Origin of the sequence: Chitinophaga sp. 22620, from assembly GCF_052044405.1 — a bacterium.
Lineage (GTDB): Bacteria > Bacteroidota > Bacteroidia > Chitinophagales > Chitinophagaceae > Chitinophaga.
This window is the reverse complement of sequence record NZ_JBQEMV010000004.1, coordinates 817,961-830,949: the sequence shown is the minus strand read 5'-3', so window position 1 is coordinate 830,949 and position 12,989 is coordinate 817,961. Positions and strand designations below refer to the sequence as shown.

Annotated in this window: 5 protein-coding genes; 1 reads left to right on the top strand and 4 read right to left on the bottom strand. The window is 50.1% G+C overall.

Annotated features, from left to right (window positions below; genetic code table 11):
* Positions 1 to 238 precede the first annotated feature (238 nt).
* Positions 239 to 4,258, bottom strand: a complete 4,020-nt coding sequence (locus tag ACTJIK_RS22660) for a hypothetical protein (protein WP_440649824.1) — start codon at positions 4,256 to 4,258, stop codon at positions 239 to 241.
* A 193-nt stretch (positions 4,259 to 4,451) separates the two neighbouring features.
* Positions 4,452 to 6,245 (bottom strand): AMP-dependent synthetase/ligase, encoded by a 1,794-nt coding sequence (locus tag ACTJIK_RS22655; protein WP_440649823.1) that lies wholly within the window; start codon positions 6,243 to 6,245, stop codon positions 4,452 to 4,454.
* Between the two features lie 203 nt (positions 6,246 to 6,448).
* Between ACTJIK_RS22655 and ggpS the strand changes: the two genes are divergently transcribed.
* Positions 6,449 to 8,722 carry a glucosylglycerol-phosphate synthase gene (ggpS, locus tag ACTJIK_RS22650; RefSeq protein WP_440649822.1) on the top strand — a complete coding sequence of 758 codons (2,274 nt, stop codon included), beginning with the start codon at positions 6,449 to 6,451 and terminating at the stop codon, positions 8,720 to 8,722.
* Between the two features lie 69 nt (positions 8,723 to 8,791).
* Here ggpS and ACTJIK_RS22645 read toward each other — a convergent pair whose 3' ends face one another.
* Complete coding sequence (locus ACTJIK_RS22645; RefSeq protein WP_440649821.1) at positions 8,792 to 11,068, bottom strand: outer membrane protein assembly factor BamB family protein; 2,277 nt, start codon at positions 11,066 to 11,068, stop codon at positions 8,792 to 8,794.
* Between the two features lie 81 nt (positions 11,069 to 11,149).
* Positions 11,150 to 12,970 (bottom strand): RagB/SusD family nutrient uptake outer membrane protein, encoded by a 1,821-nt coding sequence (locus ACTJIK_RS22640; RefSeq protein ID WP_440649820.1) that lies wholly within the window; start codon positions 12,968 to 12,970, stop codon positions 11,150 to 11,152.
* Between the last annotated feature and the right edge of the window lie 19 nt (positions 12,971 to 12,989).

Here is a 12,989-nt window from a genome sequence, read left to right as displayed (position 1 = left end):
AACGGGGTTCACCGTTTGTGTAGGCGCAGCAGGCTGAGTTTGCGTGTTTGGCTTCTGGGCAAAGGTTTGATTCGCCAGTAGGAACAAACAAATGACTGCAACAAAGATGGATAGAAATTTCCTTGAGGTCATGATCATAAGTATTCGGAAATATTGATATAAATTAAATCAAGCGTTCATCGAAAAGTTTAAAGATTGAGTCGACTATTAAAGCTTTCAAAAGTCATATTCCAGGGAGTCAAGGCTGAAATGTCAATTGAAACCTATAATCTTGCTGACGCAATATATTACCTTCGTCATCCCTCATAGTCCGCAGTCTCCCAAATTCATCATAGTCATATAATACCAAACGATGCGACGCACTACATTCAGAAGTCATGCCAAGCAGTGGCTTAAATGAAAACGTTCGCATCACGGCATCTTGCGGATGTAACCGCAGTTCATCAATGCTGCCACTACCCGTAACCTGTAACGTGCTTTGCCCTGTCACCAAATGCTCTTGCAATGTCCAAGTCACTCCATTCCTTATAATACTGCGAAGTAATTTAGGATAACCAGCCTGCGTACCAGGGATATTATAAGCGCCATTCCTACTCCAGTAGGTTACAATGTATTTCGTACCTGCAGAAAGTCCTGCTTTGGAAAATAAGAAGCCGGTTCCTGAAAAATACTTTTCTCCGGTAATTCCACCAACTATCCCCATAAATGACGGTAAGTTCCAGTTCCCGCTCTCTCCAGTTTCAAAACTGGCATATGCAACATCTTGCTGCTGAGCACCAGTCACCTCCCCTATAAGCAATGTACCAGCATACCCCCAGATAAGAGAAACAGGAACGTCATTTGACTTTCTCAACTGCACAGGATTTCCTTTTTCGTACTTTGTAAACTCCAGCCGTTCTTCAGGCAGTGCGGATAGCTGAGAGGCTTTAACTTTCCAGGGAGTAACGTAATCACCTGTCTGCCAAAAATAATCAGTCGCTTTCGTGCTTGTCAATACGTTATTTGTAAATGCCTTTTCTTCAATAACAGGCACGATGTTGTACAACTCCTGCATCCTACAAATAGCATGCTCACTTTCGGACAGGTTAACCTTGATATTTGCAATGCAGGAAAGGCTGTTCAATCGACAGCTGACATTATTATTTGCAGCAGTCAATTCCAAAGTCTTCATCTGAGATTGATAATTCAAAAACTGGCTTTTCGCATAATTGATCTTTTCGGGATAAAGCGGAAAATATGCTGCATCACGCAAACGGACATAGTAGTAAAATGAGTCCAGCCACTGCTTCTGCTGGGTATAATATGCACTGCGCGAACTTAGCAGTCCGGCATCCAGCTGGGCTTCACAATTTGTACACCCGGAAAAATAATTGTAATCCTGTGGTCTTTTAAAACGGTTCACCAGACTGTCGCCCTTACTATTTTTACTGCGAACACTAGTAGGCAGCATATGCATCAGATTATCATAATCAAATTTCTGATTTACAGTAATCGTGTTACCAGTTTCCGGATGATAAGTAGTTGAATGAAACTCAGAACGAATAACTCGTGGGGAACGGTAATTAAACGTATCCAGCTTGAACCGTGTGTTCCAAAACTCTTCACAATAAATGCAGTTATTCGCAGAGAAGTTTATAGATGGTTCTCCATCATAATCTCCACCCAGCCACAGCACTTCGGAAACGTACGTACGAACTTCATTTTTTTTTCCGGCTAGTCCGTCATCCAGATTCCTATATATGATTGAGTCGCTTTGGATCAGTTGCATTCCGGATGGTGTATTCCGGTAAATTTTCTTCGTTAATAATTGATTACGGACATGGTCATAATCCAGCTTAAAAAAGGGCATCCATCTTGGTACGTAGTCGGTCGCCACATTGAAGCGATATGCAATTTTACCAAGTGTATCACCGCTATCAGGATTCTTATCATATTCCTCTACAATCTCATTAGCCAAAGAAGTGTTATAAATAGATCCAAGCGGAATTGTAAGATTTTCATGCCAGGTTTTATAAAATGGCCTCGGAGCATCATGAGCACCTGCGACGCCACGGCGTGACCTTTCATGAGCAAAAGTAGAATTAGCAAAGCTCTCAAAATCACCATTGAAATAATCAGAGTTCCAGTAACTTTTAGGATAAGAATATTCCTTCATTAACCGTTTTCCCGTTCCATCAGAGTGAATGATCTGCTTGATACGCATTCCACCGCCAAGTATGGTGTTTATCACAGGAACTGTTGTATGTGACAGGTATTGTTCTCCCCTGACGGTTGCATCCAGATTATACTGGGGCATTTGTCCGGTCCCTACGTTCCCCGGGTCAGGTAATATCAATTGGTATGTATGCCCTACCGCCAAGTTAAAAAACCGCTTCTCAATACTTGTTTGCTGAGAATAAGCCGGCAACCAGATTTCTGCTACAAGTACCTGCCCGCTTGTTATATCCACTAACCTTACACGAACCGTGTTGGGTACACACCAAGGCTGTTGAGGAGAATTAGGCGTACAGGCACGGCTAATATTCAATATAAGTTCCGCATTGCTTTGAACGCCTCCATCACGGCTCTTAGTAGTTAGCTGCTGGTTGACCGTAAACGTAACTGACGGCTGAGCATTACCGTATGTGGGAATCCAGGTATATACCCTGTGACTCATAGTGTTCCATATAGTGTCGTTACGATACGTTTGACGGGTTGTCTTGTTCGGTTCAAAAAAGAATTCGGAACTACCGCCTGTGGGGTATGTTATCTTTTTTATCTGCCCGTATTGCATGTACACTTCATCTGGCATCCGGCGATCAATGACTGATATAGGGGCTGGCATCCCGTTAACCCCATCTACCCATAACAGGTCCGGATTACTATCCTTCCCATTATAAAACCCCCAGAGGTCCCGGCCATTGGAATTATATGTCGGCCGAACATATTGCCCTGTTGTATTGGTAATATAATCGATTTCAAAGGCGGGGAGCGGAACACCATTTGTTCCCACTTGGCGGACGCTGTCGAGTTTTTCTGCATCACGAAAAAACTGCCACCGGAAAATCTGTTCTTCCGAAGTTGAATCTATTGCCACAACTTTCATTTCCTGCAACCACCTGTTGGCATTATAGGTGAATCGCACTTCTCCATTCTTAAATCTTATGGTTTGGAGCAATCGCACGTTAGTTGTATAGTCATACTTAATATTAGCGGGAGATTTGGAAAATTGCAGGCTTAATGGATTGGTATCATCGTGAACCGTTCCTGTAAGTGTAACTGGCCTACTTTCCGTTACGTCACCGCCGGGAGTAGTATATATAAATCTGATAGTATCGCTTTTATCAGAAGACACCATTCCTGCAAGAAACCACGCTGCACGATGTTCGACACCCCATGTCGCAAAACCCTCGTATCTGTAAAAGCCTTCTACGCAACTGTTTCCTTCATAACCTTTACCAAACATGTATTCCGTGCCGTCCGAATCTGTAATGCGAAAATATCCGTCATTTATGGAATTTGTGTCAATTTTAATCGGATCATAAGGAATAGTCATAAAGCCTGGGTGCATGTCGACATACTTCTTATTTTTATGCATAAACTTTCCGCTTTTGCCGGGTAAACTATACATAAATATATCCGGCTGAAGATCGGTCTGATACTTGCCGGTTATATACTGACTGTAAATAGCCTGGCAGCGGAGCTTTTCGCTGAACCCCGGATCGTCGTTATCCAATACCTGTTTCAGGAAACCATATTGATTATTTTCATCAGGAATTCCCTGTACAACTCTATTAATGACTCCTCCGGCATTTAAAGCCCAGCCCAATCCCACTGGACCCGCTTTGTCAGTCACACGAATACCGCCTCCGTGAAAACTAATACTGATCGGCAATTTTTGCTTACCAGTTGCAACTTCGTAAATAGGTATCCGAATATCTGGGACGCCACTTTGTATGGTCACAGGAATTTCACCATATCTACCTATAGACGCAGCTGTTGGAGATGGCGCCGCATAGCCAGGTAGACGAAATGGATTCTCCGGGGCTGGCAATTGAGCATGGATTTTTTCAATGCAGATAGTGAATAAAAGCAAGAGAAAAAGCTTTTTCACGAATAGTTTGATCATTTTTAATAAAATTGCAACAGTAGAACATCCTGAATAGGTAATCTGATAGTAGTGCAACACCAGTAGTCTAAACATAGATTTCCTGGCCAAAACCGTGTATCCGGCAGGCATAATCCAGGTAACAACCAGGCTAACAATATTTGTCCGCATAATTTCAGTTAATACTACCGACGATAAACCACAGGTAAAGGGTACTTATATTCCACAGTGTGATATCTCGTCTCAGCTAGCAGGGTAACTTAATCAAGTATCTTCGTTAGGAAAAGGGACGCCGTTCCGTTAGGTATTTTTACGCAAAGTATAAAATTATTTCCTCAAGTATAAATATATTTCAAAAAGGCACTTATCCTTCATACATCTCATCCACCACCCCCTTATACTTCTCCAATATCGCCTTCCGCTTCAAACTCAGCTTGGGCGTCATTTCCCCGGTCTCCACTCCCCATTCATGCGGCATCAGCCTGAATTTCTTCACCTGCTCCACGTGGTTGAAACCGGCATTATAACGCTCGGCGATCTTCTCATACATCGCGATCACTTCGGGGCGTTTGCAGGCGTCTTCGTTGGACACAAAAGGAACATTGTTCTGTTCCATCCACTTCTTCAGCATATTAAAAGACGGCACTACCAGCGCGCTTACAAACTTACGTTCGTTACCCACCACCATGATCTGCTCGATGAAGGGGCTTTCCTTCATTTTATTTTCGATGGGCTGGGGCGCCACGTATTTGCCGCCGCTGGTTTTGAACAGCTCTTTCTTGCGGTCGGTGATCTTGAGGAATTTTCCATCCACCAGCGTACCGATGTCACCCGTGTGCAGCCAGCCGTCGATGATAGCTTCCGCGGTGAGGTCAGGACGTTTGTAATAGCCTTTCATCATGCTCGGGCCTTTCACGCAGATCTCCCCTTCTTCGGTGAACATCAGTTCCACGCCTTCCAGAAGCGGGCCTGTGGTGCCGAACTTTGTATTACCGGGCGGATAACGGCGGTTCACGCTGATCACCGGGCTGTTTTCGGTCGGGCCGTAGCCTTCATACACCGGTATCTTCGCGGAATTGAAAATGCGCAGCAGGTTTTCCTGGCAGGCCGCGCCGCCGGTCACGATGAAAGAGATCCTTCCGCCCAGCGCCTCGCGCCATTTGGAAAAGATCAGCTTATTGGCAATGGCCAGCTGGATATTGTACCAGAGGCCGCCGCTGATGTTGTTGTCGTATTTTTTACCTAATGCCACGGCCCAGAAGAACAGGCCGCGTTTAATGCCCGTCAGCTCGTTGCCTTTGCTCATGATCCTCTCATATACTTTTTCCAGCAGGCGGGGCACGGTGGTGAAGCCGTCGGGTTTTATCTCGCGAAGGTTATCCGCGATCTTGTCCATGCTTTCAGCGTAATAAATGCTGATACCGCTGAAGAGATAGATGTAAGTGACCATCTTCTCGAAAATATGATTGAGCGGCAGGAAGCTGAGCACCTTGCAGGACGGATCGTCCGGGAAAGGGAAGCTTGCTTTGGAAAAGAACACGTTGCTCGCGATGTTCTTATGCGAAAGCATCACGCCTTTGGGCGTGCCGGTGGTGCCGGAAGTATAGATCAGCGTGGCCAGGTGCTCCTCGCTGATGGTGGGGCGGATGGCCTCCACTTTGTTCAGCAGGTCGTCCGTTGACGCATCGAGTATCCTGCTCCAGTGCGCCGCACCGGGCACATCGTCGAAAGTATAAATGTTCTGCAGGCTGGGCACCTCTCCCATCACGTCCTTGATCTTCTCATACATTTCGGTGTTGCTCACGAAAATGTACTTCGCGCCTGCGTCGTTCAAAATAAATTTGATCTCCAGCGGGTTGGTGGTGGGATAAAGCGGCACCAGGATAGCGCCCGTCTGCTGCACAGCCAGGTCCGTGATCACCCATTCAGGCCGGTTATTGCTGATAATGGCGATCTTATCCGCATTCTCAGGCGTGAAATCGTTGCCGCTCACGCCCAGGCTCAGCAGTCCAGCGGAAAGGCGGTTCACTGTGTCCTGCACCTGCGCGGTACTCCATGGTTTCCATTCGCCGTTCACTTTGGAAACGAGCATGTCTGTTTTCGGGAATTTCTGCTGCTGGATAGCTACCGCGTCAAATAATCGTTTTGGCTGTATCATTATAGCCAAGTTAATAAAAATATTCAGCAGTACAAGTGCCTAATAGTCACCTTTTTCGCCAAGTTGTCACCTTCACCCTCCCCATTTCTTCGTACCTTTGTGGTCCCAATCAATACCCGGTACCTCTCGTATCAATCATTGAAAACCACGGCATTAGCCCACCAACAGCTATAATGCCGCATTCTGTCACCAAATAAACAAGCATGATCTTAGCAACAGACCTGGACGGTACATTTTTAGGCGGAAGCGCGCAACACAGGGAACATTTATACAGAACCATACGGGAAAACGACGATTTCCGGCTCATTTTCGTAACGGGCCGTGGAGTTGAAAGCGTGCTCCCCCTGCTCAGCGATCCCGTGATCCCCAGGCCTGATTATATCATCTGCGATGTGGGCGCCACGGTGCTCGACGGACACACCCTCCGCCCCGTTCAGCCTATACAGAACAATATTGAACTGAAATGGCCCGGCAAACGCGCCGTGATGGACGCTTTGAAAAATGTGAAAGGCATCCGCATGCAGGCCGTGCCACAGCAGCGCCGCTGTTCTTTTTATTTTGATGATGAACGCATCAAAAACGAGATATCCCGGCTGGAAGCCACGATGGGCTGTGACATCATTCTTTCCGCCGGCAAATACCTCGACGTGCTGCCATCTTCCGTTAATAAAGGAAGTACGCTGCAGCACCTGGTGAATTTATTGCAGGTGCCGCAGCATGAAGTGCTCGTAGCCGGCGATACGCTGAACGATCTCTCCCTTTACGGCCGCGGCTTCCGGGGCGTAGTGGTGGGTAAAGCGGAAGAAGCCCTCGCCGAAGCAGCCAGCCTGCTGGACGATGTGTATATCTCGGAAACAGCGGGCGCGGGCGGCATTCTTGAAGCGCTGGATTATTTCGAGCCCTTCAGGCCTTTTTATAAAGAAATGCCGGATGTGGTAACGTCCGGGAAGGAATCTTCGCAGCTCGTGATGCTCTATCACCGTTTTCCTTTCGAAACTGTGGAAGAGAACGGGAAGAAAGTGCGCCGCTCTCCCAAAAGCCCGAACGGGATATTGCCCACGCTCACGAACTTCTTCAAAACCGGCAGGCCCGGCCTCTGGATCGCCTGGCAGGAATCGCAGGAGGACCAGGAAACAGCGGAGAATTTTTATATCGACCCATCCGTCTATCCTAACCTGCAGGCCAGCCCGGTGATGCTGCAAAAGGAAGACATCAATATTTTTTACAAACTTTTTTCGAAAGAAGCTTTCTGGCCCGCCATTTTCTCGTTTATCGAAAAGGTGCAGTTCAACCATACCCACTGGGAACATTATCTGAAAGTGAACCGCATTTTCGCAGAAAAGGCCGCGGCTGAAGCCGAGCCGAACGCAATGGTGTGGATACACGATTACAATCTCTGGATGGTACCCGGTTACCTGCGCCAGATGCGGCCTGATCTCAAGATAGGGTTCTTCCACCACACCGCTTTCCCCGCCGCCAATACGTTCAACATCATCCCGTGGCGGAGCGAGATCATCCACAGCCTGATGCAATGCGACTATGTGAGCTTTCACATCCCGCGTTACGTGGAGAATTTCGTGGACGTGGTAAAAAGCCTGATGCCGGTGAAGATCACCGAAGAGGTGAGCACCGCTCCGCGCTTCCTCACCTACAGCTGCGCCATGGGCACCGGCGTGATGACCCGCGAAATAGACACCGGCCGCCGTAAAGTGCGCCTTGGCGCCAATCCGGTCGGCGTGCATGTGGACTATATCCGCGAACTGACGGAAAAGCCCGCCACGCAGGAAATGATCGCGCAGCTCAGGAAGCCCACTACCGGCAAAAAAACCATCCTCAGCATAGAGCGCCTCGATTACGTGAAAGGCCCGCTGGAAAAGCTCAGGGCCTTCCACCAGTTCCTGGAGGAACATCCCAACCTGCACGGAAAGGTAGAGCTGATCAATATCTGCACTCCGCCTGCCAGCGGCATGAAAATATACGAACAGGTGCAGCAGGAAATGGAACAGCTGATCGGCAAGATCAACGGCCAGTATTCAACGATGGACTGGGTGCCTATTCATTTCTTCTTCCGTTCTTTTTCCTTCGAGGAAGTGCTGGCCTATTATGCGGTTGCAGATGTGGCCTGGATCACGCCGCTCCGCGACGGGCTGAACCTCGTGGCGAAGGAATATGTGGCGGTGCAGGGGCAGAACCCTGATTCAGCGGGCGTACTGGTGCTGTCTGAATTTGCAGGCGCCAGCGTGGAGCTGCCCAATGCGGTGCTCACCAACCCGTACGACAATGTATCCATGATCAACTCCCTGCTGGAAGCCATTTCCATGAACCGCGCGGAACGCCAGATCAGGATGAAGCGGCTGTACCAGATCATTAGTCATTATAACATCGAGTTCTGGGCGGACGAATTTATGCATGAGCTGAGCGGCTTCGGCCAGGAGGCCGTGCTTCCCGAGGATGAAGAAATGATGATAGCGGAATAATAACATTATTGAATACATGAAGAAAAGCCGGTACAGCAATTGTACCGGCTTTTTTATGAGATCAAGGGATCATATTGTAAAGGCATACACGTTGCCTGCAAAATCCGCTACGTAGATACTATTCCCTTCCCGTGTAACCGGCGCGAATACCGGGCTTCCCAGCGCAAACTGCTGCAAAACCTTCCCGGTTGCGGCATCCAGCACATATAGATTACCATCCAGCGCGGCCGCGTAGAGCTTGCCGTTGTAATACAATGGCGTGCTTTCAATAGTGGCGCTGGAAGGTTTGGAATAAGGCGCTGAATACAATAATGCTTCTCCCGGCCTGAACTGCCAGGCAGGCTGAAGATTATCGCGATGGAAAGCAAACAGGCCTTTTCCCGCCCCGCTGACGATGACCAGCTTGTCCGTGACCACAGGCGCAGCCATGGTCTTCAAACCGTCCGGTACGGAAATGCTGTCTGTAGTGCGCCCTGTAACCGGATCGATGATGTGGAGAAGATTGATGCCGCAAACATACAGCCTGCCGTCTGCAAATACAGGCGGGCTGCTGCGGAAACGGATACCGCCGTCGCTGCGTTTCCAGAGGAGCTGCCCGGTGCCCGCGTGGTGCATGAACAGTGCGTTCCAGTTGGAGGAAACAGCCAGCAGCGTATCTTGCAAAGCCATCACGGCAGTAGTGCCCTCGCCGCCTTTCCAGGCTTTGTTGGTCCATACCGGTGCACCGGTGCGGAGATTAATCGCCTCGAGGAATCCTGCGGCGCCGGTGTAATAATTCTCCCCATCGGTGATGCCGCCGGCGGAATAACCGGGCAACGTTTGCATATTGCCTGCATGTTTCCAGCGGAGCGAACCGGTATTGGCGTCCAGCGCATAGGTTACGCCTTCGGCGTCTGTGCCTGTTACCAGGCCGTCTTTATAAGCCAGCACATTTTTAATGGAATTGCCCACCGGGTATTGCCACAGCAATTTGCCGTCAGCCGCATCCAGCGCGGAAATGGAAGAATGCCCGTTCGCTTCATCGTCTATCGTTCCGATGAATATCTTCCCGGCAGCCACCAGCGGCGCGCTGCGCCAGATGTTGCCTTTAAGGTTCGCGGTCCATTGCAGCGGGGAATGCCGCAGGGTATCGCGCCGGAAAATGATTTCACCGCTGCGCAGCCGCGCTTCGGTGGTAACGGTGAAATCCTTTGCACCGGCAGGCAGCTCCACGCGCCAGTTCCAGTCTGTGAAAGGCTTCAATGAAAGCGCCTGCAATCGGTTCCCCTGCCTGTCGAACACCTGTGCGGTAACCGCCTGTACCATACCCGCCGCATGGTAGGCATTTACGCTCAGCGAACGTTTGCCGCGCCGCAGCACTTGCTGCATCGACAGGTTGCGGTGCACGTAAGTGTATTTTTTGAGAATGTTTGTGATGCCGGACTGCCCGGTCTGGAACACTTCGAAATTACAGGCAGAATTATCGATGCCGCCGTCCGCCGCAGGCGCGGTGCAAACGGACAGGATGCCGTTCTTTCCGTGCTTCCTTGTGAAGTTGTTATGCCAGTGCCCGTAAACCCAGGCTTTCAGCCGGTGTTCGTTCAGGTTAAGGTCTTTGTACAGGAACACGCTGTCGTAAGTGAGCAGGTCGTGGCTGAACATGATGACCGGCTTTGAAGGATCGGCCTTCGCAAGGTCATTCTTCAGCCAGCGGTATACGTCATCTGCCGTGTAAGAAGGCCTGTAATCGCCGTGCAACATCGGCGTTACGATGTAATGCACTTCCCCCGCATCAAAGGAATAAAACACAGGGCCGAAGAGAGATTCATATAAAGCTTCCCCGTAGGGGCCTTTCACGAGATCATGATTGCCGATGCAATAATAGGTGGGCACACCCATGGCAGCGGTGTTCACATGGTCCGCATGAAAGGCCATTCCTTTCTCATAGCAGATATCGCCGGTATGGATCAGGAAGTCCGCCCCTTCGGCCTGCACATATTCCTTCAGGTCCGTCACCCAGGCATCGTAGCGCCAGGTTTCGGTGTCGGTGATGCGGAGGAACCGGCCTGTTTGGGCTGAAGGCCGCAAAACGAAATCATATTGTTTGCGTGAAGTATCCGCGCGCTGCCAGAAGGTTTCTGTTGTTCTGTAACCTGCCGGCGTGGTAATAAAAACAAAACGTTGTTTCGGATGGCCCGGCAAAGTATAATTCCCCTCTGTATCGGTAACCGTTACGTTCAGCCCGTCGCTCACCCGCACGGCGCCAAGCCCCTGCTGTGTGCCTTCTATCGTGATCCTGCCGGCAAACTGTGCCCTGGCGGGCAAGCACAGAACGCCCGCCAGCAATAATGTCCATATTTTTATCATACAAATCGGTTCCGGTTAAAAATATAAAAAGAGGTTGTTGCCCGGGTGGAGCAACAACCTCTGCCAGTTATTTTATCATGATCATGATTCCCATCCGAAGATCTGTTTCAGGTTCTGGTTCAGCAACAGCTGCTCCTGCGGGATGGGGCGGTAATAATATTTCGGTTCCACGAAACTGCGCGGCTGATCGCGGTCGCGGATGAAATAAATATTGCCTGAGGTCCCGTTCTTTAAATTGAAGTTATTGTCTTTCCCGTTCTCATCTTTCAGGTAAAATTTAGCCAGGTTCTTTTTGATGTTGTCCGGCAGGCCTGCGATGGGCGATTCATCTTTCGGGGAAGCAAGGATGGCAATATCCTGCACGCCATCTCCGGTAATGTCCAGCGCGCCGAGTGCGGGCACGTACATGCCTGCCTGCGCGTCTTCCAGGCGTTTGCCTGCTTTCCAGCGCATGAGGTCCGCATAACGGAATCCTTCGCAGGCCAGCTCCACGCGGCGCTCACGGCGGATCTCCAGCAGCAGTCCTTTCAGGGCGCCTGTTACGTCGGGGTATTGAAGCGCCAGAACGTTATCCGGTTGCGCGTTGGCTGCCGCAATGCTCAGCGCGGGCATTTGCACGCGGCTGCGCAGCAGGTTGACGGTCTTGTCTATATCCGCCTGCGTAATAGCGCCCAACTCGGCTTTTGCTTCCGCATATATCAGCAGCGTTTCGGCAAAACGGAATATAGGCAGGGCGGAGTAGTTCATATCCCAGCCCAGGCGTTGCGAAGGATTGCGCGGGTAAAATTTCACCTGGTCGTAGCCGCCAAGGTTTGGCTTCGCGATGTAGGGCTTGCCGTCCAGGTTGGGCGAAAAGCCGGGAGGAGCGATGGTTTCGGCCATCCTTGGGTCCCTGTTTTCAAAAATGCTCACAAAGTCTTTCGTGAGGTAACCGGGCTGCGATGTAAACGGTGTACCGTCTTTCATGAGGTAGGTAGCAGCCAGGCTGTGGCTCAGCGACCAGGTCCAGCCCAGCACCGTATGCGTATTATTTCCTACGCCCAGCGCCTGCTGATAATCCCTCATCTGGATGATCTCTTTATTGCCATTCAGCGAAGTGCTTACGAAAAGAGCGCGGTAATCCTCCGCTCCCTTCCCGGTGTTGTTGATCGCGAAACGCCCGCTGGCCATCAGCTGGTCCGCCGCCCACACCGCTCTTTCAAGGAAGCGCGTATGATCGTTGCCAAGGTTCAGTTCCGCATGATATTTCCGCCAGGTACCTTCGCTCAGCCCAAAACGTGCCAGCAATGCCAGCGCGCTCCATTTGCTCACGCGGGTGCGGTTGCCTTCGTCGGGCTTAATGTTCTCCACGGCGTAGTTCAGGTCGTTCAGGATGGAATCCGCCACCAGGGAACGGGGATCGCGTGCTTTGTAGAGCGATTCGTCGTTGGTGGCCAACGCGGTGCTGTACCATGGCACGTCTGAATAACGCGCTAGCTTACCCATGTAGAACTGTGCGCGAAAAAAACGCGCAATGCCGATGTAATGCCTGATGGCAACCGGGTCGCCGGTGGTTTTGCCCACATTGTCCAGCATGTAATTGAAACGCCGCAACGGGGCCCAGGCATCCCTGTTCCAGCCGCCCCAGGAGGATACGTTGCTTTGGTTGATGGTGCCCCGCACCAGCACGTCCACTTCGCCGCTTCCGCTGTAGCTGCTGATGTTGTCTGAATTGATATCGTCCCAGCCCGGGCCCAGGTATTCATAAAACGTATTGGAATATGTTTCGAGGTCCTGCGGCGTGTTGAAGAATGTTTCCTTCGTTACGTCCGTCTGCGGAAAACGGTCCAGGAATTCCTTTTTGCAGGAAACGGCGGTGGCCGCAAACATGCTGATGTATATGAAGTGATGGATCTTTTTCATGGTGATTGATTTCATGCAG